This is a genomic window from Aquimarina ulvae, from assembly GCF_053613295.3.
Window position 1 is genome coordinate 16,029 of record NZ_JBSIBP030000002.1, and the last position, 25,563, is coordinate 41,591.

The window sequence follows — 25,563 nt, forward strand, 5'->3', positions numbered from 1 at the left end:
TTATGAACATATGTTTTGTGATCAGTAATCTTCAAAAAGAAACCCTTGGAACGACGTTAGTCCTTGCTAAAAAAGCATACGAACGAGGTCATCTGGTATATTTGATGGAGGTAGGAGGCTTTCACTTCGTACATGGCGCTCCCATACGGATAACGTGTAAACAACTACCAAAATCCATGAAATATGAATCAGCCGCTGATTTTTTAAAGCAAATTAAAGATTCTAATACTCTTTGGAATGTAATTAGTTCTAAAGAATTGGATGTCTTTTTTATCCGTAATAATCCAACTGAAGAAGGAGCTGACCGTCATTGGGCAGAACATTCCGGACTGGCATTTGCGCGGATTATTCAGCAACAAGGTACTCTGGTAGTGAATGACGCCAACGCTATGGCACATTCTTTTATAGACAAAATGTATTTTGAAGAACTTCCTAAAACCATCAAGCCAGAAAGTATTATCACCCGTGATAAAGATTCCATTCTAGAATTTTGGGAAAAATCCAATAAAAAAATCGTCTTGAAACCTCTAGAGGGATCCGGAGGACAAAACATCTATTTGATCGAAAAAGAACGTCATAATTTCAACCAAATTGCAAATAATTTAATTGGTCAGGGTTATGTAATAGCACAAGAGTTCCTCCCAAAAGTAAGTGAAGGCGATGTTCGTGTATTTCTGATGAATGGAAAATTAATGGAAAAAGATGGAGAATACGCTTTGATAAGAAGAAAAAGCAAAGATGAAAAAGAATTTAGAAGTAATTTATCTCTGGGAGGCGTTGCCGCAAAAGCAGAACTAACTCCTGAAATTGAAAGAATAGTAGAATTGACCGCTCCCAAATTAATTAAAGACGGCTTTTTTGTAGTAGGTTTAGATGTAGTTGATGATAAATTGATTGAAATTAATTGTATGAGTCCCGGCGGACTTGAATGTACAGAGGACATAGGCTTACCGGATTTTACCGAAACTATAATAGAAACGTTAGAGCGTAAAGTGGAATATCAAAAACAAGCTCCTAACACCTTGTCTAATGCGGAACTAGCTACTATGGAATAAATTTTAACTTTAAATTTATAATCTTGAAAACAAAACTAAAACGGATTATCGGAAGTTATTCTACTGGAAACCCCGGACCGCTCCTTGTTATCAGTGCAGGCGTTCATGGAAATGAGCCCAGCGGAGTACAAGCTTTTGAAAACGTAATGGTCGTTCTTCATAAAGAATGTCCTGAGATACAAGGTACAGTTATTGGTGTTTACGGTAACAAACCTGCATTGGCAAAAAAACAAAGATATATCGATGAAGATCTAAACAGGACATGGACCGTACAAAACGTACAGAAAAACATCAAAGATTCGGTTGAAAAAAATCAAATGTTTGATATTATCGACACATTAAGGCAGTACCCGGTAGCTGATTATTCAAATACTTACTTTTTGGATTGTCATACCACATCATCAGATAGCTTACCTTATATTTCTGTACAAGATACAGGTGAAAATATTATTTGGGCTCATCAATTTTCTACTCACATTATAAAAGGATTTTCGGACATTGTTTCAGGTTGTATCGATCATTACCTCAGTCGTACCGGTTATACAGGATTTGTATTTGAAGGAGGGCAACACGATAGTAAAAATGCTGTTTTGCATCATGAAGGAATGATTTGGTCTGTTATTGAAGCAAGTTGTAATTTAGATTTTGAAAAATTATCAATTTTTCCAGAGGCCGTTGAAAAAATTAGAAAATATAAAGACCAGCAAAAAACCTTTGAAATCGAATACAGACACGAAATTAAAGAGGGGGATTCTTTTGCAATGCAACCTGGATTTGATAATTTTCAGCCAGTTACTAAAGGTGAACTTTTAGCAATTCATAATGGTAAAAAAATCTTTTCTGAATGGGACGCGTATATTTTTATGCCTTTATATCAAAGTAAAGGAAATGATGGCTTCTTTATTATCCGAAGTGTATCTTAAATTTTCTTTGAATTAGATTTTATAGAAGTAGTTTTAAATTCTTTCAATTCTAGCTGCACTAACCTCCAAGAAGTCCGTTCAACCCACATTATGCATTGGAAAATTTATTACATCTGTGAGCCACTTCAAATACTGATATTTCACTATTTATTAGGTGTCAAAGCTTCATTATGACGTTCCAATATATAATCTGCGTTCAAGTTAAGTACTATGCTTTCTCATTAATCCACCTATTTTGAACTTCCTATCATATCTAAGAGGTGAGCTAAAATAAATAATTGATTCAAATCATTAGATATGAAAAAAATTTGTTAGCTTGAGTAAAAAATCCATCAGATTTTCCCTTCGATTACTAAACTCTGCCATTCTTGTATCTCCCATCAAAATTACCCTTATTTTAATTTTAAACAAATACCTCTAAAAGTTCGCAATAATCTGAGGTTATTTTCACTTTATCAATCATTGCTGGTAGTAAAATAGTTTCTCCTTCTTTTATTGTTTCAGTATGATTATTGGCTGTTACTTTTCCTTTCCCCTTAGTACACATATACACCACGAAAGAATCTAATGCCTGATAATTTTTCTGGAGTTTCCCAGAAACTACTGCGAAATTGGTAGTAAAATACGGGCAGGCTGCAATATTAGATGTATTATTTGTTAATCTTTGGTACGGTTTTTTAAAATCTCTGTTATTATTAAATTGTATAGCCTCTAATGCTTCTACAGTATGTAACTCTCTGGTATTTCCGTCTGTATCTTTTCGATTCCAATCGTATAATCTATAAGTGATATCTGAAGTTTGTTGAATTTCTGCAAGCATCACTCCTGCCCCTATTGCATGAACTTTACCTGCTTCAATAAAGAAAGAATCCCCGGGCTTTACTTTTTCGTAATGTAAAATTTTTTCTAAATTATCGTTGTTTAAATGATCTAAATATTCTTGTTTAGAAACTTCTTCTTCGAAACCAACAATAAGGTTCGCATCTTTATCAGCTTGCATTACATACCACATCTCTGTCTTTCCGAAAGAGCCATGTTTCCTTTTAGCCATCCCATCATTAGGATGAACCTGTATCGAAAGGTCTTTATCGGCATCAATAAATTTGATCAGTAACGGAAACTTTTTTCCAAATGCCTGATAATTCTTCTTGCCCAGCAATGAGCACTGATAATAATCAATAAGCTCTCTTAAGCTTGTACCCTTTGCGATGCCATTAGATACTACGGATACATTTTGATTTACATCTGAAATCTCCCAACTTTCTCCAACACTTTTTTTAGTAGTTTTCTTATTTAGCACATTTTTTAATTTATTTCCTCCCCATATTTTTTCTTTCAGGATAGGCTCAAATTTAATAGGATAATTAATCATCATTTCTGGGATTTAGGTTATTAGATAGACAAATAGGTTAAATTATGCAGCCATAGCTGGTAATACATCGCTATAAATTTCCACTAGTGGCTCATTTACCACAGGGTTTTCGTTTGTTGTTATTACTGATAAAATGCTGTAATTAAGCCAAATGGACAACAATCTGTATGGAATTTCTAATGAATCCTTCATTCCTAATTTGGAGTCCTCCATATGAACCCATCTTTTTAAAGGTTGTTCGAAAATAGTTCTGGTGATTTGTGCTTTACCATAGTGTTTTTTCATTCTGATAAACATCTCTACATCAAAAAGCCATCTGCTCAAAAAACTTTCTGCAAATAGCACAGGAACCAATTCTGCTCTATAAACTTTTGCCCCACACTGAGTATCCTCTATAGCTAATCCAAGAATTAAAACGATTAACATATTGATCACCTTTGATATTAGCGCTCTTATTTTATCTTTTTGAATGGCATCAGATGCATTTTTTGCTCTAGAACCAAAAACAAAGTTTAACTCATTGTTTGTTTTCAACGTTTTTACAAGTCCTTCAAAATCCTCGAAATCTGTAGAAAGATCTGCATCGATAAATCCTATATAATCGATGCTACCATAATTATACAAATATCTGGATCCTGCTCTTACGGCTGCCGCTTTACCTGCATTCTTTTTGACATCAACAACACTCACTTTTGAGGGGTTTATCGATTGGATTTTCTTTAATACTTCTATCGTATTGTCTTTACTTCCATCATTTACAAAACATAAATGATATTCATTTTCTTGATTGATAAATTCTACGAATGCATTCGTATTTAATCTTTTTTCTTCATTGTAGCACGGTATGATAATTCCTGTTTTCATAATAGATTATTTTGGGTTACAGTTCAAAAGTACCGTGGGAACCAGTCTGAAATGAGAGTAATTCGATCGTTGAAAAAAAGCTTTCGGCGAATGGTATTTATCGAAAGATGTACCATTCGTCGAAACCCAAAGCTTTATTGTATATTTAATCCACAGAAATTTTATATTATAAATTTTAAGGGAGGTTTCCGCTATATTTTGAATGGAGAAAAGAATTACAAATAAGTATTTAATCAGTGCATTGCTCATTGGACTCTTATTCCACGGTTCTAGTATTTTTTTTACACTAGAAACTACCTATGATGCTTTGATCCATCTCTTTTTTGCGGATCATTATGCTTCTAGCTGGTTCGAGCCTTGGAATTACAGCTGGTATACCGGGTTTACCGTAATGGGTTATCCTCCGTTAGTACATCAAAGCATTGGCTTATTCTCTTTGATCGGAGGTCTTAAATTCGGGCTGTTTACAGTTGCTATTATTGCTATTATCTTATTTATAACTGGAGTATTCAGGTTTTCATTACTCATGACTGGTAAGAGAAATATTGCCGGGTATGCTGCGCTCGTGGCAGTTTTTTCTTCTTCTTTTGTAGAAACTTTACATATATTTGGTCAATTACCCAGTATCGTTGGGATGTCGGTGCTCATGCACGCATTACCAGAGATTTATTTGTGGATCAAAACGGGTAAGTATAAATATTTAATACGAGCTTTTAGTTTGCTGGCGGTTACTGTGACTTCTCATCATGTCACTCCCATTTTTGGGATGGTTTTCTTTATTTTTCCACTAATCGGAATGGTGATTATGGACAGTACTAAAGATCAGGTTGGCTCCTATAAAGTAATTCGGTTTAAAAATTTTCTCAGCACATTCTTCAAACTATTTTGGCGGATTGTTGGTTTTGGTATGGGATCTCTTATCCTCATTGTTTTTTGTATCTTACCATATTGGATCAATACCAAGAATAATCCTATCACCCAAGTACCGATTCCACATGGATCCAGAGACAACTTCTTGGAAGTAACCTCTTCTGGGCTCGTTTTCTTTTTGATCCCTTGGGGTGTTCTTTTATTTATTTTCCCTTATATATTTTATCGATACTATAGTAAGCGATATTTGTTCTTTGGTCTATCCTTAACTTTACTAACTATACTAGGTACAGGAGGAACCACTGCTATTCCTAAAATGATATTGGGTGATAATGCTTTTAATATTCTAACATTAGATAGGTTTACCTTATGGGGTTCTATCATGTCCCTTCCTATTTTTGGAGAGTTTTGTTTCCGCTTTGTAGAAGGAGATATAAAGAATAAACTACAGAAAAAATTTGGTAGTGTTTATCATAGGGTATTAGGAGGTGCCTTAGCCGGAGCTTACGTGTTTGTATGTATTTTCACTATGAGTTTAGGGTATTTTAGACCTTCTCAACCTCAGAAAATAAAGATGCTACCTATTTTAAATTTTCTGAAACAGGATCAGCACGATCATTGGCGTTATCTTCCGTTAGGTTTTGGAGATCAGATGGCTTGGTTATCTGCCCAAACTAATGCAATGACGGTAGATGGTAATTACCATTCCGCGAGAAGACTTCCTGAATTAACCTCTAGAGCAGTCGAAAGATTAGAAAATTCAAAGTTTAGAGGTGTAGAAGGAATTGGTTCGTTGCAACAGTTTCTTACAGTGCCAGAAAAATACAATTTGAAATACGTGTTTTCTAATGATAAATTTTACGATCCTATTCTATATTTCTGCGGGTGGCAACGATTAAGACAATTAGAAAATGGTATCATGGTTTGGGAAAAATTAAACGTGCCACCTATTCCTAACATTATTCCCAAAGATGATGTTGCCTTGCCATTAAAACTAGTGTGGGGTCTGATCCCAATTATAACAGTTTTACTAGCGTTTATTATTAATATTCAGGTAATTTGGATTCAAGCTCTTAAAACCCGAGATCAAAACCACCCTGATTTTTTTAAGTACGGAATACAATACAACGGCTTTAAAAATTATATGATTCGTTTAGAACATATCTGGACTGTCTTACTTTTATTAATTATAAGTTATGGGGGGTATATTTTTTACATCAAAAATGCTACACAAATAAGTCCAGAAAATGTAGTAAAAGCTTATTATGATGCACTTGATTTCAAAGAATTTAAAAGAGCATATAGTTATATTGATCCCGAAAGTGATAAAGAAGAAGATCAATATATGTTAGAGATCGCAGTAACCGATGGTTTATTAAGTTCATACGCCAAAATGGATGAAATTAATGTCAGTATTCTCGATCAAACTGATAGTACTGCAAAGGCTAAAGCAGTCACTTATTGGATTACCCCATTAGAAAGAATAGACAGAGTATTTTACTTAGAGCTAGTAAAACATAGAAGAGAATGGTTTGTAAAACCACCTAATTACGACCTTGATATTCCACCTGATCAATTATTCTCGCAAAACAAAACTCAGTTTTATAATCATGGAAGAAGAAGAATATCCTCAGAACAAACCTTTCATGAAGATGTTTTAAAGCAACCTGTTTTAGAAGTTCTACATGCAAATCTTATCAAGAATGATACTGTATATACAGTGGTTGGAGAAATACAAAATATTGATAACGTACCCGCTGATGTTGTAATAAAAGCTACACTTTATAATTTCAAAAATCAAGAGTTAGCTACGTATAATGCAAAAGACCAGATGAAACATAAACTGGTACCCAAAGAAATTACAAGTTTTAGGATTAATTTTGAAGGGATTGCTTGGATGAACAAAGGTGAACAAAAACCTGAAACCTTTAATCCAGATGAATTTACCGCTATAAACCTCACGGATTCTCCAATAACTTTTAATTTACAATGTGCTGGTAACGTAGCAACAACAGATTTATATAAAGGACTTGCTCTTTCTGAAGTTATAGTTGATAAAAATAAAGTACACGGTATTTTATTTAATTCTGGTTTACAAGAAATTACCATCCCTCAGTTGATTATATCGTATTATAATGACAAAAAAGAACTTATTTGGGTAGATCATTCTTATGTAAGAGAAGGAATAAGACCTCAGCGTAAAAGACCTTTTACCTATACATTAAAAGAAATCAGCAACTTAAAATCTATCAGTCAGGATATGGAGAATATCTACATTAACGGTTTGCCTAATAAAGATATTAGTCATAAGGTAACTCCCAATAGAAAAAGAAATCAAAAGGATTATTCCTTTATACCAGTAAACGGAACTGGTTATTGTTTTATAAAAATAGAAGTTAACAATTATATAGGAGCTCCTAATTAATGAAGCTAAGAACGTATACATATTTATTATTGTTAGTGATACTCATTGTTGGGTTTACCAGAAGTAACCCAATCCTTAAGAATATCGGAAAAACTACGGTTGTATCATTAAATAATACAAACACATATATCGCGGGAGAAGAAATTCTACTGAAATTTATAGCAAAAGCCTCTGCAGACATTTCTCTTATTGTAAAAAGTTCGTACGGGATATCAATTCTTAACGCTCAAGTAAAAGAAGACACTTTAGTTTTTAAAATTCCTCCTTTTTTATCTAAAAAAAGAGGAGTGATTAACTACAAGCTGGTTCATAATCTGCAAGCAATCTACTCAGAAAGTTTATATATCAAAGCATCTAAAGTAGTAAAACAACCCTTAGAATCTTATTTAGGTCCTACGAGTATTACCGCAGGAGGAAAAGATTATGGCATGTTTACTTTAATACCTGCTGATGAATATGACAACCCAATTCAGGATAGTACATTAGTTACAATCAAGCATCAGTTTTTAGATCTAGAAAAAGATTCTGATCTATTTATAGATGATTTCATTGCTTGGAAAAATATATATTCTTATCAAAAGTCAGGAAGAATTCTTGTTAGTGCGAACACAGGTAATTTAGCTTCAAAAGAATTTACGCTTGATGTTTTTCCTTCTCAAGCCCAAGATTTTGAATTAAAGGTTTCAAAAAAACACGAGTATGCTGATGGAAATCAAATTGTGGAATTTTTCACTTCTGAGATCAAAGATGAATATGGAAATACTATAAGTGATGGACGTATTGTAGAATTCAGTATTCTAACCAATCACAACGAATTGTTAAGAGTTTCTGGAACTACAATTAAGGGGGTGGCAAGAGGATATATGATACACCCGGCAAAAGCATCCTTATGGACCGCACAAGCTTTTATTCCTGAAATGGCAGAAAGTGACGACCTTACTTTAGAATTTAAACCTGCAATAAAAGACTATACAACAGCTTTTACTGAAGGGCAAAGAAATATTAAAGTGGGAGCTATCTTAAGCTTTATGAATCAAATTGTACCAGATGGCGCCATGATTTCTTTAGATGTATATAGAGACGAAATGTTGATAGAAACATTTACTAAGTTTTCTTCTAAAGGATTTATAGAATTCCATTTATCTGAGGATTTCTTCCCTAATGGAGAGTACACGCTAGAAGTAACGGGTATGGGAATTACTAAAAAATACGATCATATAGTATTAGAATGAAGAAACAAAATAAAATGATATACAGATCTTTCATTATTATTTCATTTATATTCATAAATGGACTTATTCTTTTTGGTATAAGTCAAACATTATCTTTTCTCAATACAGGGGCTGATCGTTCTATGATGCTTCATATTGGTGTAAAAAACAAGCAGGCTTATATTCCTAAGGTCAATTGGAAAGACACTATAAACCCTGCAAGACCAATTGAGAAACAAACCATGGGAGATATCCAAAAAGATTATATTAATTCCTGGTATGTTAGAAACGTAGGATATACAACTTATGATTCATTAGGGATTTTTGATTTCTATACAGAAAGTGCTCGTGAAAATTTGATAAAAGGTATTGAGTTTAATATCGAAAATAAGGTAAAAGTAGTTAGCACCACACTAAATCATAACCTAGCTTTGGATTTTTATAGTGCCGATGGACAATTAGTAGTTTTTGAAGATCAAAACGTAACATCATATACTCAGTTTTTTAAAGAAAATGAATTACAGTTTGCAACCAAAGATATTTCTGATTACAAAATTGCCATGTTATTAGAAGATGGATTTTGGAGAGTTCGCCATATAGTTAAAAAACCGCTATCACAACCAGATACCGTATTACAAAAGAAATCCCCATATATAAAAGGCAAAAAAATTATAATTGATAGTAGTACCTATCAAATAAAAGGAATCAATTATTACCCCCAAAAAAATCCTTGGAATATGTTTGGTGATGATTTTGAAATCACTACCATTAAAAAAGATTTAGCAATCATTAAAAATGCAGGGCTTAATACTATTAGAATTTTTGTGCCATATGAAGAGTTTGGTAAAGAGTTCGTAAAAGCAGAAAAACTTAAAAAGCTAAAACAAGTATTAGACCTTACGGAAGATACTAAACTAAAAGCAGTTGTTACTCTTTTTGATTTTTATGGAAATTATGCTATTGATGATTGGACTTTTACACATAGACACGCAGAGCAAATTGTTAGTGCTATAAAAGATCACAAGGCACTCTTAGCTTGGGATATTAAAAATGAGCCTAATTTAGATTTTGAGAGTCGAAGAAAAGAAACAGTGCTTGCTTGGTTAACGGGAATGACTCATCAAGTAAGATCTTTAGACAGTATACATCCTATAACGATTGGTTGGTCATCCATAGAATCCGCCAGTTTACTAAGTGATGAATTAGATATTATCTCTTTTCATTATTATAGAGATTTAGAAAATTTTTCTGAGTCTTTTAATACGATATCCTCCATTAATAAACCATTAGTATTACAAGAATTTGGCTTATCTTCTAATAATGGGCTATGGGCACCGTTTGGTAATTCTGAAAAAGATCAAGCTTCTTATCATGAGAAATTTCAGAAAATTATAAAGCAAAACCAACTTCATTTTATATCATGGACTTTATATGATTTTGATAATATTCCTACAGGAGTTGTAGGTAGATTGCCTTGGCGCAAAAATGCTCAAAAACATTTTGGATTTATTGACTCTGCAGGCAATAAGAAAAAATCATTCGAATTTATAACATACTAAAACACCTTTTAGATACTTCAAAAGGTGTTTTAAAATGATGACGATGGTCAGTCTGGGGCAACTCTGTTAACAATATTAACAGTTTTTCATGCAGTAACTCGTTTAAAACTTTTATCAGTTTTAGAAAGCTTGTCATTCTTAATTTGTTTAAATGCTTCGATATACATTTCAGTAATTCTATTCATTGGAAAAGCTGTAGCCGCATCATAGTTAGCCTTTGCCAATTCATTCCTGTAATTGGTATCTACTACTATTTTTTCTATTGCACTTGCTAAACTATCTGTACTCTGTGGATCAAAAAATTCTCCTCTATACCCTTCTTCCTTAACTAATATACTTAGGTCACCTAAATCTGGCATTACCACAGCCTTGCCGTAACTACCTGCTTGATGCAATACGCCAGAACTTCCGGTGGTAGAGGTGTATGGAAATACAACCATAGCGCTTTCGCTAAAAATTGTTGGAACATCTTCCTCTTCTACATATCCCGTAAAACTTACTTGCGGTGTATTTTTATATTGCTTTTTTACGTTTTCTAAATATCCCGGAGTGTTGGGGTTATCTGTTCCTGCAATCACGACTTCTAGCGCTACACCGGTAGTTTTTCGTACTTTTTTAACCGCATCAATTAATATCTCTACTTTTTTATAGGTTCCGAACTTTCCGAACGTCATTATTTTGAGAGGGCCGTTTGGTAAATCGTAAGATGGCTCTTCTGGTATCTCAAAGGTTCCGTGAGGAATTAAAATAACATTTTTAGCCTTATATTTCTCTTCGAGAATATCAACATACTTGCTAATGGTAACGGCAACTCGATCTGCAGATAGTACAAATCGTGTTAGCAGCGTACCTATTCCGTTAAATATCTTTTTTAAAATAGCACTATTTGTAAAACCTGCTTTATCTAAGTCTACTTGCTCCATAATGTTATGCAGTAAAACAATGGTTGGTATTTGTTGAATCTTACATAAAAATGGTAAAAGCAACCCCAAAGCAGCAGCAATTTTTTTATCCCCAAACTTCATGAATTGAAGGTTAAACAATATAGAATCTGGCTTTGTTTGCTTAACCGCTTTCATTACCGAAACAATGTTTTTGTAGCTATTAAACTTCCAGCATTGCTTGACAACAACTTTACATCCAGCTTCTTCGAACTCTATAGCGGCTTCTGTTTCTGTCGAATCAGTGAGCAAAATTAATTCTGTAATTTCCATTTGTTGTCTAAAGTGCTTCACTAGATGAAAAGCATATTCATTTAACGTTACTTTACTTGGTGGATACGCTGTTACGATTGCTAATTTCATAATTATAGATTTAGATTAATTCGGGTTATTTTTATAAGACAAATATCCGATAGTAGCGGACTATTTTTAATCTTTATTCGTTCGTTTACCATTTGCCGTCGACGAATGGTAAACATCTATATTTGGCTTACCTTTCCCTGCTTTTCATAAAAAAAATAGGCTAATTGTACCATCAATAAAATAGCCATCGCTACGATCTGCACCTTTACAACCTCTAATAACGAGTCATGAAAGAAAATAATCAGTACAATTTGAGATATTCCTAACAATCCAGAAATGACTACTGGTAGATATTGATCCAGTGATAAAAAGTAGTACGCAAATATATTAGACACTGCAAAAAGAGCAGTAGCTATTGCGTATTTCCATAGTAATGGTGCCATGGACAAATATGCATCTCCGAATAAGATATGAATTGCTAGTTCTGGAAAAAGGTAGCAACCCAAAACTACTACAGAGGCTAATATTACTACATATCCAACGTATTTTACCAAGATAGGAGCAGTGGCCTCACCTAGCTTTTTCTTTTCTATCACCGCTGGAAGTAAAAGCATCACAAACATCCAGGTCACAAAATATACGACTCTCCCGATTAGTGCTAAAGAGGCATATAAACCTGCATCATACTCAGTAAAATAATGCTTTACCATTAGTATATCACTATTGTTGATGATAATTTGTGTCAACTCATAAAAGGCGGTTAGAACGAAAAATTTACTAATTTTATTTGTCTGTTCTTTAGTCAATGTGTTCTTCTCACGGAGTGAAAAATTACCACGTTTAAAAGGGAGCAAACCAAAAAAGAAAGAGATAACAATACCAATGACTACTAATATTGATGCATTTACTTGCGACATTGTAAAAATCAACAACAACGTGATAACTAATCTACTAAACATTTCTCCTTGGTATGTTAAAGCTAGTTTATCGAACTTCTTTTTACCTTGAAAAAAGCCACGATTGACACTCATCACAAAATAGACAGGAATTCCCAAACCAAAAATGGTAAACATCGTAGAAGAATCCGTATTGAATAGCGCTTGTAATTCTTTAGAAAAAATGACCATCGAAGCTCCAATGAATAAGCCTGTTGCTCCAGCATATCTATATGATTTACTAATAAAACTTTTGAACGTAGCATTTTCAAATAAGACAGAGAATTTAGCCGTCGCCAATTGAAATGTCATAGCAACGAACGATAGTACTAATAAAAAGGTAATCAACAATGCTGCATCTGCAAACATTTCTGGTCCCAAAATCCTCCCTAAGAGCAAATTATAGAGGTAGTTACCTGCATTCACGATGATAACACTCATCATAAATTTCTGTTCTGAAGTAAGTTTTGGGATAGATATCGTCGTAGTCATTTCTAAAAAATATTATGTTTCTATAATTTCAAATCCTTTGTTTTTGGATTAAAGAAAATCGTTTCTAAGCATGTAATTAACCTTGCCAAAAGCGGCATTAATCATATTATTTTCAGATCCAATTAAATAAAAAATCTTATTGTTTTTTATGGCTCCCCTATATAAATTTGTCAATGCCTGGATACCCGAAGTATCGATATGTTTTACTTTTTCTAATGATAAAATCACTTTTTCTGTAGAGTTCAATAATAGTTCAAAATGACCTTGAAGCGATAACGCATTTTCACCTTGCACATTTCCTATTAATTCATACACACCTTGTTTATTTGTAATTTTCAATGCCATAACAAATTCTTTTAAAGATTAATAACATTGCAAATATCAAGATGATTTGATCATGTTTTTTGTGTTTTTCGATCAATTGCATTTTACCTTAGATGAATGGGGAAATTGTAGCGTTATAAATATTTTAAAGCATGGCTTATTTAGAAAGATATACTTATCTTGTTACTGTAAAATTCGTCTATGAACAAAAAAATATTATTCATTTTATTCCTTTTTCTTTTCCATATTTCTTTCGGACAGGATATGAAAGAAGGGTTTAATCATCTCGAAAATGGTGCGTATAGTAAAGCCAAGGATTTTTTCGAAAACATACTCGAACAATATCCTGATAATCGAACAGCAAAATTATGTTATGGTAGGGCAATAGGTCTTCTCGGTGAATCAGAAAAAGCAGTAACTATTTTTACTGAGCTGAAAACAAAATACCCCGATGATTTTGAAATAAAATTGAATTACGCCGAATCCCTCTTATGGAATAACGATTTTGAAAAGGCCGAAACTTACTATCAAGGGATTGTACAAGAAAAACCAGATAGTTTTGCTGCTGTACTTGGATATGCAAATACACTTTCTAATCTAAAAAAATATCCACTTGCCTTAGAAACAGTAAATAAAGCTTTGGTCATACAACCTGGCAATGGTAATGCTCTTATTTCTAGAAAATATATACGCTTGGGCTATGCTTTTACTTTATCCCAAGACAGACAATATAAAAAAGCATTAGCGCTTTTAGATAAAAACTTACAAGATTTTCCTGATGATAAAGACACTCTATTAAACAAAGCTAATATCTATCTAGTGATTAATCAATATGCTAGCGCAGAAGAAATGTATTTTAAGACGGCAAAAAGTCCCAAAGATAGTATCATCTCATTACAAGGATTATCATTAGTAGCTCATAAAATGCATAAAGAAAAAAAGGCACTTGATTTAGCCACACAATCTTTGACAAAAGCTAAAAGATTAGCATCAGGCAATAAAATTCTTCTAAATTCTTATGAAAGGTATGTGCAAGCCTTATTCTGGAATAGAAAATTTAAGGATGCCAAAACCTCTATCGATGAACTTAAAAATAAATACCCGGATAATTCTAAAATAGCGAGTTTACAAGCAACTTACGGAATGTATACTAGTGACTTTAAGATGAGTGTTAATGAATATACTACAATTCTAGATTCTGATAAAAGTTCATTTGATGGCAATCTCGGTATTGCGAATGCTTACAGAGCTTCTGGCTTGGATATGAAAGCTTATGAATTTGCTTTTAAAACACTTTCTTTTTACCCGAAACAACCGGATGCAGAAAAATTAATTTCTGACTTAAAAATTTCTCATACTCCATTTATTGAGAACAAAACGGCATATACTTTTGATAATGGTAATAATGAGGCAATCAACACCAATTTTAATGCCGAAATTCCCTTGTCTACCAAGCTAAAAGTAAAGAGTAGTTATTCTTTTAGATCTACCGAAAATACAGAAACAAATGTAAAGGCAGAATCCCACGAGGCAGCGATTGGATTAGATTATATGTTTACTGGTAAGATCGGCATTAAGACGAATCTAGGGTTTAATAGTGCTAATGCTGTCACTAATAGTTATACCGGAATTATTGGTGAAATTATTTTGAGTACAAAACCTTTTAAACTTCAGAGTTTAGATATTGGTTACAAAAGAGAACTTCAAAATTTTAACGCAGATCTTATCGATAGAGAAATAGTTATGAATAATTATTCTCTTAATTATAACCTAGGAACCAATTTTAATCTGGGATGGTATACGCAAGCTATATATACCTCACAATCTGATGAAAATAGTAGAAACTTACTATTTACTTCGTTATACTACAATGTATTAAACCGTCCTACATTAAAAATTGGTTTAAACTATCAATATATTTCTTTTAAAGATCAAGTGCCTGCTATTTATTTTAGTCCTTCGTCATTTAATTTAGTAGAGTTTTTTGCTGAAATACAAAACAATCAAAGTAATGATTGGTTTTATCGTTTTAGCGCTGCAGTAGGTCGCCAATATGTAGAAGATGACCCTGCATCCGCTACCTTTAGAACAGAAGGTAAATTTGGTTATAATTTTTCAAAGAGATTTACTGCAAATATTTATGGTAAATACAGTAACATAGCATCTGCTACTGCGGCTGGTTTTGAGTTTACCGAAATTGGTTTTAAACTAAAATGGTACTTCTTAGAAAAGCCTCTTTTTAATAAAAAGATCGAAAAACTAAACCTGAATTTAGGTACATCTCAAGAAAAATAGCGAGTATATCAAATGTTATCCTCGCTATCGACCCAAATCATAAGTTTATCAGAATATTATTCCTTCATAAAACTCCCCCAATATTTTTTCTTATCAGAACCCGATACTATATATTTATAGACTCCACTACTTAAATCTTTAGCATCAAACTTCGCTTCATTATTAGTAATCATTTGTAATTCTTCGTTTCTCACGATTCTTCCTAGCATATCAACAACAGTAATCATTAAGGTTCCTTGCAATGTCTCTGGCACTCTTATAAATGTTGTTGCCTGAAATGGATTCGGGTAATTCATTACCTTCGCCACTTTTTCCTGAACCTCATACTCTTCAGTGTTTAACACTGTATTACTGGCAAAAACCAATTCTGTTATCTCAACATCAAAGGATAGAAAATTTTGATAATCTCCTTGTAACGAGAACACAACACTTTTGATATCTGTTACATCAATGGATACATCTGCTGCATTTTTGAAGTCTGCGAAAGCTATGTTATATAATGTCTTATCAGAATTGGCTTCTAATGTAAATCTTAACCTATCGTGCCAATCAGTAAGATCCTTGGTCACTAAGATAACTTCAATATCGTTAGTAGTACTCATTTTAAATTGTAATGCATTATAGTTTTCTACACTTAGTGTAAGATCACCTGCTAAAACATTTCTGAAAACATTCATTGTTTCTTTTACGTCCCCGCTTACAGCAACTCCTCTTTCTATTGTATATTGCTCATCAGAACCTGCTTCGATTTGTTCTAAGACTTCAAAAGTATCTAGAACTACCGCTTCTTCTCTATAGTCAATTCCCCAAGGACCATCTGCTAAGTATAATGCATCAATTTGAGTAGCCTCTTCTCCATTAATCGAAAATCCTATGTCAAACAAGAATCCCGTTTCTACTTTGATTTGTTCTCTATATGCTCCTGATAAAGCAACTGTTTCACTTAATGCCATTTCAGAGGACTGCTCAGTTCTTCTAATGTTTCCATCAAAATTCATCCAAGAAGCCCCAGATTTATTTACAATATCTAATACTAATTTTCCATTATCATATCTACCTTTTTCCACAAAAGTTGTCGGTATTCTGTTAGAAACTTCATGACTTCTCATTGGTTTATCAGAAATAAAAGTATCTAAAATATGATTTGCGATATTTGCTACTTGTGATACAGAACCTCCCCAAATCTGGAAATTCGTATAATCTCCTTCAGGGTAACTATCAATGTTCCAAAGGCTATAAATTTCATTTTCTAAAGCACCTTCTTTGATAGAGAACGTTAACGCATATTCGATCTCTCCAGTAGCTCTTTCTATACGTGTACTTATAATCGTATGATTTCTAATTTTCACTGTTCTCAAATCCAATAATCTAGACCCGTTAAGACGATCACATATTGTCTTAGAATGATCATAGATCCTTCCTGTTGTAGTAGTTGCTAATCCTGCAGCTACTCTTTTTTCATTTTGGTAGTAGTCTACAGAGAATACTGTGTTTGCATTGGTAATACCAAGTAAATCTTCTGGACTAGATACATATGTTGATTCCGAACCTGCTACGCCAGTAGTTGGGAAATAAAAACTTAAATCTTCATTATTGTTAGACTTATTTGATACAGTATCTGGCTGAAACTTCTTTTGTGATTTTTTTGTATTAAAAAATATATTGGATTTTGTTCTATTAAAATTACGTTGCGCTATTAAACTTGCCAAATCACCATTACTTTCTAATCCTCCATCATTAGCAGAGGTCACATCAGTTGCACTTGTTATGTCTGGAAGATTTTGAGATTTTATAGCTGTAAATGGATTTGCAGTAACATAAAATAGCGCATCGTTAAAATCGTTATCACAAGATCCATAGTCACGTCTTATATCTTCAAACCCCAAAATTATTCTTTCATTTTCTGGGTCCGATAAAAGTACATTATGGTACCTTAGAGATTCATCTGCTTCAGGATTATAATCAGGGTTTGAAAATAGTTGCCAGTTTCCATACCCTACAGACCCGTTTGACCATGCATCTGCTAGCAATACCCAGCCTATCCCTGTATTTGCAGCAAAGGTTCCTATTTTCACTTTATTACCTGGTTCTAATCCGCCACCGCTGTAAGTTTTTGATACATTAGGGAATACAATCGTAATCTCTTCTGGAGTAGGAATTGCAGCAGGAGGATTGTTAGGGTCATATGTGTAGAAACCTAAAACATTCTTATAACCAGCACCTTCTCCTACAAATGTTACCCAAACATCTGCGTTCTCTTCTAAAATGATATCTGTATCATAACCAGAAGAAATATAATGAGGGTTATAATCGGGAACTGGGAAACCTTCTGGCAAGGCAGCTGCAATACTGTCTAACAATGCTTGGGTTACAACATCATCTTCTAGTAGATAATCGGGCACACCTTCTTCATTATAAGTTCCTAAATAATTATAATTCTGCGACCATACGATAAGACTGGTCATTAAAAATAACTGTAATAGTAATGTTCGTTTCATGTTTCCAAGATTTGGTTATTATTAGATCAAAAATAGTTTAGATTTAATCCTCAAAATCTCAAAAAGCGATGAATACTCAGTTTGTTTCGGTGAATGGTTAAAAAGGAGAGATCTATAATGCTAAAGAATGCTATAATCTTTTGACATGATCTTATAAAAGATTCAACCTTCTCATCAACTCAGGACGGTTTGATCGACTTACCGGAATAACGTCTTTGGCAATTAATACACTATTATCCTCAATATCAATGATTTTTTTAGTATTTATTATATACGATCTATGGACTTTTAAGAACATATCATCTGGCAGTTTCTCTTCTATTTTTTTCATAGTTGAATGAACCACATAATTTTTATTATCTGTTTTCACAGTAATATAATCACCTTTAGCTTCGATCAAATAAATACTTGATATGTCTAACTTTATAAGTCTTCTATCAATATTAATATACAAATCATTATCTCCCTTTATTTTTGCATCTTTGGTAGAAATCTCTTTTTTTACGTTGCTTTTTAATGGAGAGTTTTGAGCTTTTTGAATTGCCTTAAGAAAACGAGGAATCGTAACTGGCTTTACCATATAATCCACAATGCAATCATACTCAAAAGCTTCTAGAGCAAAATTCTTGTCCGATGTCGTTAGTATTATTTTAGGAGGGTTTTTAAGAGTCTGAATAAAATCGAAACCCGTAAAATCCGGCATGTGGATATCAAGAAAAATAAGGTCTACTTCATTTTGATTTAAATATTTAATGGCCTGAATTGCATTAGGAAACTGGTCAAGAATCTCTATTCCATCTACTTGAGAACATAACTGTTCAATAATCACTCTAGCAGTTTCTTCATCATCAATAATAATACAATTCATAATAGCATAAATTTAAATAGTAACAAGAAAGTTTTCTATCGAATCTAAAATAAGCATAAATTCTGAGAAAAGGGAATACTCCCCTTCCAACAGTTCTTCTTCAAAATTTATTGTGGTTTGATACCCTTTTTCAAATCCCAACATCCCTATTTTATGTTTTAACTTGTGTACATTCTCTGCCGCAGCTGTATACTCCTGCGATGTATAGTTTTTTAGAAAAATTTCTTTCTCTTTAGGGAACTCTCTTTTTACAATGGTTATAAGTTTTTGTCTAAATTCAATTGATCCAGCAGACAATTCATCTATATATTTTAAATTCGGTTTTTCGATCACTAGTCTTTTTTTAAAGTAAAATAAAAGGTGGTTCCTACACCTACCTCTGAATTCAGCCAAATTTCTCCTTCATATAAGTCGATGACTTTTTTAACAATAGACAGACCAATTCCTGTAGATTTCTTTTCCTTATCAACACTTTGAAAAATTTCAAATATTTTTTTGTAGTATCTATCTTCTATTCCACTCCCATTGTCTTTAACATAGAATTGCCAATACTCTTCTTTATCTTCTGCACCAACATGAATTTCTCCTTGTTTAGTTTGTATGCTCTGAACAGCATTACTGATCAGATTTTGAAAAAGTTGCCGAAGTCTGTAAGGGTCTTTTTTAAGTGTAGGAAATACTGTATCTACAGTAAAACCTATAGAATCTGGTGCGTGGATTGAGTCTATTGTATCTTTAATAACAATATTTAAATCCACCACAACTTCTGATTGTTCTTTTTTGTCTATAAGCGAATATTCCAGAATGCCACCAATAAGGTTTTCCATTTTCTCTAAGTTGCCCTGAATATGGTCTATGTGGCTTAGAACGGTACCATTCATATCTGCACTATCTTCTTTAATCCATGAAACCAATGCGCTTACATTTCTTAATGGAGATTTTAGATCGTGAGAAACAATCTGTGCATAATTGCTCAACTCTTCATTACTCTTCTCCAAGTCTTTGAGGATTTTTGCCCTTTGTTTTTCAAAATTAGAAATTTGCGTAGCTTGTTGTTCTATTAATGATGCCAGTTCTAAACCTGTAAGTTCCTTATGTTCTCCAGTATTTGCTGTTTCCTTTTTGTAACTAATCGATCGCAAGGCCTTTGTTGCATCATTTAGACTTGTTATTACCAATCTTTGTTGGTCTGCCTCTTCCCTTAATTTTACATTTGCATCGAATAGCTCCTTTGAGCTAATAGACATCGCTCTTTGTAACATGACAAACTGTTCCTCATAAGTAGCGTATGACTTATTTATTGCATCCAAAAAAATTTCTAAATCGGGATTACCTTTTAGATGATCTGGGAGGTTCTTCCTTATTTGTCGTTTTAGGAGAGGATTCATCATTACTCACTTATAAGGGTTAATGTCATCGTCTGATTATGGAGTTCACATTTTGAACTGTTTCTAAAGGGAGCTAGTTCTCCGTATGAATAAAATCCAGTTACGGTTGCCTTATCTCCAATAATTTCTATTACTTCTTCTATTTCTTCTTCAACTCTTTGGTCCATGACCAGTTTTCGGCCAATACAGCTTACAAGAATGGCCAAGTCCGGAGATTTCTTACGCTTTTCCATACCTTGTACCGCTGCTTGCGAAGCTCCTTCGGCAATCTTATCAATATTTGCCATCATAAGTTGTACTGTTGCACCTTTTGACACATCGCCGGCCAGTATCATAGAATTGTCTTTTTCATCGATAGAAAGAATGGTTCTAACAAATGCTTCTTTTTTCCCTTGCGATTTAACACTCAGTGGATATAATAGCGCAGACTGCGGCAATTCTGAAGCTTTTTCTCCCAAATACTTTTTATAAAGATCTAAAGCCGGCTGATCATCCAATTCATATAAAACGTTATTATCTGATTTCGTTACTATTCTCTCTGGACCGAAAGGAGTCCATCCTCCAAACTGTGCACTCGTAATATCCAACTCATCGCCATAAAAACCAACGGCTACAATTTCACCTTCCTTTGGTACAGCATTGTACCCTACCAAGGTTTTCTCAAACCTAGCATCATCACCACATAGACCTCCGGTAAATATTACACTCTTGTACACCGACTCCAAGCCATTAATTAAAGCTGACCCGTTTACAAAACTACCTTCACTTATAATAAAAACATGCTTTAAGTTATTTTCTGTTAATTTTTTACATAGCTTCTGACCGGTGACAAATGCGTCTTTATTATGTTCCAAAATATTCTCTCTTACCACCACATACTGACTCTTCTCAAACTCTATCGCAGTAAGTACCACAGAAGAATCTGCAACATTTTCCCCTAAAATTTCCCCAGCAGAAGAACCAATTATAATTTCGCCATCGGGATATAAATCTTTAACTTCATCAAAAATTTTAGGATCCTCTAGTAAATATCTATTTCCAAAAACCAGTACTAACGGCTTATTTAAACTATCTGTATAGGTCATAACCGATCGCCATAATCCACCTTTTTTTTTGCTATACTGTTGAGTTTTCATGATTTTAGTCGGATTTTAATTGTTTTTTTAAGGTTATATAAAATGTAGTTCCTTTACCTTTTTCTGAAGAAACGCGAACAGAGCCATCATAAAGGTCCACTATTTTTTTTACGATGGACAATCCTACACCAGTTGATTCTTTTGTTGCATTAACAGTCTGGAATACCTCAAATATTTTACTATGATACGCTTTAGGAATTCCCGGACCATTATCTGCTAATTCAAACTCCCAATACCTTCCTTTATCGTGACAAAAAATCTCAAGTGCTCCTTGTATTTTATCATTATATTTTATGGCATTGCTGATCAGGTTTTGAAATAGCTGTTGTAACCTATATTGATCTCCTTCTATAAATGGTAAATGATTCTTTATAGAAATTGTAAAATGTTTTGGCACATGAATCATTGAAATAATATCTGCTAGAACTTCACTAAGATCAATATTCTTTTTCTGTATTTGTTGTTTATCAATACTGGAATATTCTAAAATGCCCTCAATTAAATTATCCATCTTTTCGATCTTCTGAAGGAGTGAATCAAAAGATTTTTGTGCACTTAAGTCAAGTATCTCTTTATAGTCTTCTTTTAACCAATTGATTAATGCGTTCATCCCGCGCAATGGGGATTTTAAATCGTGGGAGACTACATGGGCAAAATCATTGAGTTCTTTATTGCTGGTTTCCAAATTTTGTAATAATTGTTCTCTCTGATTTTCTTGTTCTAACTGTAACGTAATATCTCTGACAATGCCTTGCGCTCCTATAGTTTTACCTTCGCTATCCTTTACGATACTTGCATTGATATGAACCGTTCTAACACCCTTATTCTTTGTATATACTCTAGCTTTATAATCAGAAAACGATCCTGTTGTCACCAATTTCTGGAAGGAGGACATTGCATATTGATAGTCTTCATTATAAATAAGAGAAACCACATTTATTTTTTCATCAGTAATGTCATACCCAAAAAGATCTATAGCAGAAGTATTCATATCCAAGATATTCCCTTGAATATCTATAAGCACATATGCATCTACAAGATTATCAAAAACACCCTGTAGTTCATTCTTTTTTTCATAAAAAAGTTTTTCCAGCTTATGATTCGCAGTTCGTAATTCTATTGTAAGATCATAAAGCTTTCTTGATTTTTCTTCAAGAATTTTCTCAGCTTCCTTTCTTGCTGCCTTCTCTCTTTGTAGCGCTCTTTCTAATATATCAGGATCAATCTTATTCATCAAGCATTTGGATCATGAATTTAACTTCGGTTCCATCCTCTTTTATTTTTTTAAAATCAATTCTGGCTTTTTGATTAAAGTGAAGAAATGTTTTTCTCATAAGACCTAGACCAAAACTGTACATTGCTCTGCTAGATTTATAAATCATAGTGAGCTCTTTGTCTGTTTTTTTCAAGATCTCGAATGTGGGTAGCTCTGCTTCTGGATATATTTTTCTTACCTCTACGTGAATATGATTTTCAATAGATCCCAGTAATTCTAATGGATTATCGTATTGATTTAATAATGGACCATAATTCTTTACCAGCACATCAAAAAAATGTTCTCCATAGATTAGTAGTAAATCATCGACGTTAATTTTTGTACGATTACTTAAGTTTGAAATTAAACTTAACATTTCTGAAAACTGATACGTACCTATCGAAGTGTAAATTCCCTTAGAAGGAAGATTGGATTCCTGTATAATCTGATCAACCATTTGCAAACCAAATTTATCTTCTACAAGCTCCAAAAACTCTGTAAAAACAATACCTTTCATAATTTTTGATTATAGGTTACACATAATAAAATAGCGTTTACTATAAGAAATAATTGTGTGAAATGATAATTGTTATAGGTCATAAAACATAATATTCGGGGTAGGTGAATTTACATGTTTTATTACTTTTTACATAATAAAAAGTTCATTTTTTCCCCAATATTCTACTAAAGATTTTATTTTTTCCGCATAATCATCGTACTTTAATGGTTTTACGATATAACCTGCAGCTCCTTCTTCGTAGCTTTTTTTAAGGTCTTTATGATTATTTGAAGTACTCAGAATAACGACAGGAATATATTGTAGCCGTTCGTTTGATTTTAAAATTTTGAGAAATTCCAATCCACTCATCCTAGGCATATTTAAATCCAAAAGAATTACATCGGGAGTCTCGTTTTTATTCTCCAAAATGTCCAAAGCCTCTTCCCCATTTTGTGCTTCCAATAACTTATAGGAATAGTTGTTCTTATCTAAAACTCGAACAAATTTTAGTCGCTCTATCTCGTCATCTTCAATTAATAAAAACTTTAAAACTCTCATAGGTTACTCTTTACAATACGCATCATTAATACCATGTAAAAATCTTTATTTTATCGTTACAATTTTGCCTATTTTCGATAAAACAATGATGAAGTGTCGACGAATGGTAATTTATTGTAGATAAATAAAAACCTTACTTTGCCGAATGTGTATTCATCTTTTTTGAAAACAATATAATAATACCTAAAAGATTTTATAATAAGGTTGCTCTAGACTCCAATATCGAAAGGTTTCTAGTGTTTGTTTTCTTTGGACCAAAACACATTTGGATTGGTGTCAAAAAAAATAATACTTGAGCTAATATAGCTTTACATGTTTTTATGCCGATCGGGAGCCCTTATTTTTGATTACAGCATTTTTTTTAGACACTGTTATATAACGTGTTTCTCTAATTATACTACAAGTTTTCCTATAATTAACAAATTAAATAACGTTGGTCTAGTATAATACAATTTCGATTCTGGATCCATTTATTGATTGTAAGGGCGCTCGTTAATCCAGTTAAAACCACGTGAGTTTAAATTAAATTTTTCATGATTTTTTCTAGAAAACAGTATGCGAATAGTGTCAGATTCAATAACTCCATCTAGTTGAAGAGATTCAGAATTCGGATTTTTGTAATCGAAATTGCACGCTTCAGATTCAGTATCTTTTTTATATATCATAATTTTTTGGGACGTTGAATCTATTATAAATCTATAGGAGTGTTTTAAATCATCCATAGTTTTTACAGTTGCTTTGTCTTTAAAATCAACAATAAGATAACGCCATCTGTAAGCATCCGTAATTAGAGGCTGAAGTGTATCACCGTTTTTAATAAAATGTGAAGCCTCCCATATACCATAAAGTAATGGTTTTTTTCTGTTGTTACCTCTATGACTTTCTGTTGTGTGAAAATTGAATGATATGAAACTAATAAGTATAAATAGACCTATAGATTTCATCCAAAAAATGACTTTGTGATACTTTGTGTTTTTAACAGGGTGGTAATACTCATATTTTTCTACGGCTCTATTTCTTACAAGTACATTTAAAAACCTATGATCAGTTATAAAAATAACCAAAGCCATTAAGACTAAATGAACCGAAAATAGTTTCACGGGAATATCATAGCAAAAATTCATCATAGCCACTTGGGTCATAACACCAATAATTATAAAAGCACCAAGGGTTTGCGTACGTCTAGGTATTAATAACAAACCACCTAGCACCTCCATAAAACCAACAAACACATTAAAACCCTTTGAATACCCCATGTAGGTCCAGGCCAATCCCATCGGCGAAAAATCTCCCAAAGGGTCAAGTAAACGAGTTAATGAAGCTGATGGAAATTGAAGCTTAAAAACCTTCACAAAACCATAAAGAAGCATTGCAGCTACTAAGACCAAACGAAGAAAAACTAAAAACCAATATAAAAGTTTGTTATATCCCTTACGGCTTCTATCCAGTATACTCCAGATAATTACTGTTATAAAAGTTAAAACTATATTTACAAACAATGTTAAATATGCATAAGTATGATCTCCACTACCATAACCATTCACCTCATATTTATAATTAATTTTAAAAATTTCCTTACCAATCCATCTAAATGGTGTTTCAAAAAGTGGACTTAATACCATAAGAAGCATGTAGAAAACAAAATAAGAACAAAGTATTCTGAATATAATTTTACTCAGTAAATTCCAGTGTTCTTTATATTCTTGAGTCAATATGTTCATAGACAATTATATAGTCCCCGTGAAGATTGTTATAACTTATTAGTGCAGATAACGGGCAATACGTTACAACT

General features: G+C 33.0%; 20 protein-coding genes. 6 read left to right on the plus strand and 14 right to left on the minus strand.

All coding sequences use genetic code 11. The annotated features are described in order from the left end of the window. Positions 1 to 2: 2 nt before the first annotated feature. A complete protein-coding gene (locus ACWGOQ_RS03725) occupies positions 3 to 1,055 on the plus strand; it encodes an ATP-grasp domain-containing protein (RefSeq protein ID WP_452056460.1) in 1,053 nt (350 codons plus the stop codon). 23 nt (positions 1,056 to 1,078) lie between these two features. Next, positions 1,079 to 1,978 carry a succinylglutamate desuccinylase gene (locus ACWGOQ_RS03730; protein ID WP_452056459.1) on the plus strand — a complete coding sequence of 300 codons (900 nt, stop codon included), beginning with the start codon at positions 1,079 to 1,081 and terminating at the stop codon, positions 1,976 to 1,978. A gap of 403 nt (positions 1,979 to 2,381) precedes the next feature. Here ACWGOQ_RS03730 and ACWGOQ_RS03735 read toward each other — a convergent pair whose 3' ends face one another. Further along, entirely contained in the window at positions 2,382 to 3,353 is a 972-nt protein-coding gene (locus ACWGOQ_RS03735; protein ID WP_452056458.1) for a type I phosphomannose isomerase catalytic subunit, read from the minus strand. Positions 3,354 to 3,392: 39 nt separating this feature from the next. After that, complete coding sequence (locus ACWGOQ_RS03740) at positions 3,393 to 4,214, minus strand: dolichyl-phosphate beta-glucosyltransferase (RefSeq protein WP_452056457.1); 822 nt, start codon at positions 4,212 to 4,214, stop codon at positions 3,393 to 3,395. A gap of 202 nt (positions 4,215 to 4,416) precedes the next feature. Between ACWGOQ_RS03740 and ACWGOQ_RS03745 the strand changes: the two genes are divergently transcribed. The 3 genes from ACWGOQ_RS03745 to ACWGOQ_RS03755 are packed head-to-tail and all read left to right on the plus strand — an operon-like array spanning position 4,417 to position 10,279. Further along, positions 4,417 to 7,509: a putative glycosyltransferase family protein gene (locus ACWGOQ_RS03745; RefSeq protein ID WP_452056456.1), complete on the plus strand. Its 3,093-nt coding sequence runs from the start codon at positions 4,417 to 4,419 to the stop codon at positions 7,507 to 7,509. Further along, the gene (locus ACWGOQ_RS03750) at positions 7,509 to 8,741 is read left to right on the plus strand and encodes a hypothetical protein (RefSeq protein ID WP_452056455.1); all 1,233 of its coding nucleotides are present in this window, start codon (positions 7,509 to 7,511) and stop codon (positions 8,739 to 8,741) included. The genes ACWGOQ_RS03745 and ACWGOQ_RS03750 overlap by 1 nt, the downstream gene beginning before the upstream one ends. Beyond that, positions 8,738 to 10,279, plus strand: a complete 1,542-nt coding sequence (locus tag ACWGOQ_RS03755) for a cellulase family glycosylhydrolase (protein ID WP_452056454.1) — start codon at positions 8,738 to 8,740, stop codon at positions 10,277 to 10,279. Before ACWGOQ_RS03750 ends, ACWGOQ_RS03755 begins: the two co-directional genes overlap by 4 nt. Positions 10,280 to 10,365: 86 nt before the next feature. Here ACWGOQ_RS03755 and ACWGOQ_RS03760 read toward each other — a convergent pair whose 3' ends face one another. The 3 genes from ACWGOQ_RS03760 to ACWGOQ_RS03770 all read right to left on the minus strand — a co-directional run bounded on the left by ACWGOQ_RS03760 (position 10,366) and on the right by ACWGOQ_RS03770 (position 13,295). Continuing rightward, on the minus strand, positions 10,366 to 11,583 hold the full coding sequence (locus ACWGOQ_RS03760) for a glycosyltransferase (protein ID WP_452056453.1): 1,218 nt from the start codon (positions 11,581 to 11,583) through the stop codon (positions 10,366 to 10,368). 116 nt (positions 11,584 to 11,699) lie between these two features. Then, positions 11,700 to 12,950: an MATE family efflux transporter gene (locus ACWGOQ_RS03765; RefSeq protein ID WP_452056452.1), complete on the minus strand. Its 1,251-nt coding sequence runs from the start codon at positions 12,948 to 12,950 to the stop codon at positions 11,700 to 11,702. Between the two features lie 48 nt (positions 12,951 to 12,998). Continuing rightward, the gene (locus ACWGOQ_RS03770) at positions 12,999 to 13,295 is read right to left on the minus strand and encodes an STAS domain-containing protein (RefSeq protein ID WP_452056451.1); all 297 of its coding nucleotides are present in this window, start codon (positions 13,293 to 13,295) and stop codon (positions 12,999 to 13,001) included. 180 nt (positions 13,296 to 13,475) lie between these two features. Here ACWGOQ_RS03770 and ACWGOQ_RS03775 point away from each other — a divergent pair, with 180 nt between their 5' ends. Then, complete coding sequence (locus ACWGOQ_RS03775) at positions 13,476 to 15,569, plus strand: tetratricopeptide repeat protein (RefSeq protein WP_452056450.1); 2,094 nt, start codon at positions 13,476 to 13,478, stop codon at positions 15,567 to 15,569. Between the two features lie 56 nt (positions 15,570 to 15,625). On the opposite strand, the gene ACWGOQ_RS03780 is transcribed toward ACWGOQ_RS03775, so the two are convergent. The 9 genes from ACWGOQ_RS03780 to ACWGOQ_RS03820 all read right to left on the minus strand — a co-directional run bounded on the left by ACWGOQ_RS03780 (position 15,626) and on the right by ACWGOQ_RS03820 (position 25,492). Next, positions 15,626 to 18,067, minus strand: a complete 2,442-nt coding sequence (locus ACWGOQ_RS03780; protein WP_452056449.1) for a DUF4114 domain-containing protein — start codon at positions 18,065 to 18,067, stop codon at positions 15,626 to 15,628. Positions 18,068 to 18,218: 151 nt separating this feature from the next. Further along, positions 18,219 to 18,935, minus strand: a complete 717-nt coding sequence (locus tag ACWGOQ_RS03785; protein ID WP_452056448.1) for a LytR/AlgR family response regulator transcription factor — start codon at positions 18,933 to 18,935, stop codon at positions 18,219 to 18,221. A gap of 12 nt (positions 18,936 to 18,947) precedes the next feature. Further along, on the minus strand, positions 18,948 to 19,268 hold the full coding sequence (locus ACWGOQ_RS03790) for an Hpt domain-containing protein (RefSeq protein WP_452056447.1): 321 nt from the start codon (positions 19,266 to 19,268) through the stop codon (positions 18,948 to 18,950). After that, entirely contained in the window at positions 19,268 to 20,326 is a 1,059-nt protein-coding gene (locus ACWGOQ_RS03795; RefSeq protein ID WP_452056446.1) for a sensor histidine kinase, read from the minus strand. Before ACWGOQ_RS03795 ends, ACWGOQ_RS03790 begins: the two co-directional genes overlap by 1 nt. Continuing rightward, positions 20,326 to 21,459 (minus strand): FIST signal transduction protein, encoded by a 1,134-nt coding sequence (locus ACWGOQ_RS03800; protein WP_452056445.1) that lies wholly within the window; start codon positions 21,457 to 21,459, stop codon positions 20,326 to 20,328. Before ACWGOQ_RS03800 ends, ACWGOQ_RS03795 begins: the two co-directional genes overlap by 1 nt. Before the next feature lie 4 nt (positions 21,460 to 21,463). Continuing rightward, positions 21,464 to 22,693, minus strand: a complete 1,230-nt coding sequence (locus ACWGOQ_RS03805; RefSeq protein WP_452056444.1) for a sensor histidine kinase — start codon at positions 22,691 to 22,693, stop codon at positions 21,464 to 21,466. After that, the gene (locus tag ACWGOQ_RS03810; RefSeq protein ID WP_452056443.1) at positions 22,686 to 23,231 is read right to left on the minus strand and encodes a heme NO-binding domain-containing protein; all 546 of its coding nucleotides are present in this window, start codon (positions 23,229 to 23,231) and stop codon (positions 22,686 to 22,688) included. The genes ACWGOQ_RS03805 and ACWGOQ_RS03810 overlap by 8 nt, the downstream gene beginning before the upstream one ends. Positions 23,232 to 23,360: 129 nt before the next feature. Next, positions 23,361 to 23,771: a response regulator gene (locus tag ACWGOQ_RS03815; RefSeq protein WP_452056442.1), complete on the minus strand. Its 411-nt coding sequence runs from the start codon at positions 23,769 to 23,771 to the stop codon at positions 23,361 to 23,363. Between the two features lie 470 nt (positions 23,772 to 24,241). Then, entirely contained in the window at positions 24,242 to 25,492 is a 1,251-nt protein-coding gene (locus ACWGOQ_RS03820) for a DoxX family protein (protein WP_452056441.1), read from the minus strand. Between the last annotated feature and the right edge of the window lie 71 nt (positions 25,493 to 25,563).

Bases quoted from the DNA above. Each gene is read 5' to 3' on its own strand.
- ACWGOQ_RS03725 (WP_452056460.1), top strand. From the start codon at position 3: ATGAACATATGTTTTGTGATCAGTAATCTTCAAAAAGAAACCCTTGGA.
- ACWGOQ_RS03735 (WP_452056458.1), bottom strand. From the start codon at position 3,353: ATGATGATTAATTATCCTATTAAATTTGAGCCTATCCTGAAAGAAAAA.
- ACWGOQ_RS03740 (WP_452056457.1), bottom strand. From the start codon at position 4,214: ATGAAAACAGGAATTATCATACCGTGCTACAATGAAGAAAAAAGATTA.
- ACWGOQ_RS03745 (WP_452056456.1), top strand. From the start codon at position 4,417: ATGGAGAAAAGAATTACAAATAAGTATTTAATCAGTGCATTGCTCATT.
- ACWGOQ_RS03750 (WP_452056455.1), top strand. From the start codon at position 7,509: ATGAAGCTAAGAACGTATACATATTTATTATTGTTAGTGATACTCATT.
- ACWGOQ_RS03755 (WP_452056454.1), top strand. From the start codon at position 8,738: ATGAAGAAACAAAATAAAATGATATACAGATCTTTCATTATTATTTCA.
- ACWGOQ_RS03760 (WP_452056453.1), bottom strand. From the start codon at position 11,583: ATGAAATTAGCAATCGTAACAGCGTATCCACCAAGTAAAGTAACGTTA.
- ACWGOQ_RS03765 (WP_452056452.1), bottom strand. From the start codon at position 12,950: ATGACTACGACGATATCTATCCCAAAACTTACTTCAGAACAGAAATTT.
- ACWGOQ_RS03770 (WP_452056451.1), bottom strand. From the start codon at position 13,295: ATGGCATTGAAAATTACAAATAAACAAGGTGTGTATGAATTAATAGGA.
- ACWGOQ_RS03775 (WP_452056450.1), top strand. From the start codon at position 13,476: ATGAACAAAAAAATATTATTCATTTTATTCCTTTTTCTTTTCCATATT.
- ACWGOQ_RS03780 (WP_452056449.1), bottom strand. From the start codon at position 18,067: ATGAAACGAACATTACTATTACAGTTATTTTTAATGACCAGTCTTATC.
- ACWGOQ_RS03785 (WP_452056448.1), bottom strand. From the start codon at position 18,935: ATGAATTGTATTATTATTGATGATGAAGAAACTGCTAGAGTGATTATT.
- ACWGOQ_RS03795 (WP_452056446.1), bottom strand. From the start codon at position 20,326: ATGATGAATCCTCTCCTAAAACGACAAATAAGGAAGAACCTCCCAGAT.
- ACWGOQ_RS03800 (WP_452056445.1), bottom strand. From the start codon at position 21,459: ATGAAAACTCAACAGTATAGCAAAAAAAAAGGTGGATTATGGCGATCG.
- ACWGOQ_RS03805 (WP_452056444.1), bottom strand. From the start codon at position 22,693: ATGAATAAGATTGATCCTGATATATTAGAAAGAGCGCTACAAAGAGAG.
- ACWGOQ_RS03810 (WP_452056443.1), bottom strand. From the start codon at position 23,231: ATGAAAGGTATTGTTTTTACAGAGTTTTTGGAGCTTGTAGAAGATAAA.
- ACWGOQ_RS03815 (WP_452056442.1), bottom strand. From the start codon at position 23,771: ATGAGAGTTTTAAAGTTTTTATTAATTGAAGATGACGAGATAGAGCGA.
- ACWGOQ_RS03820 (WP_452056441.1), bottom strand. From the start codon at position 25,492: ATGAACATATTGACTCAAGAATATAAAGAACACTGGAATTTACTGAGT.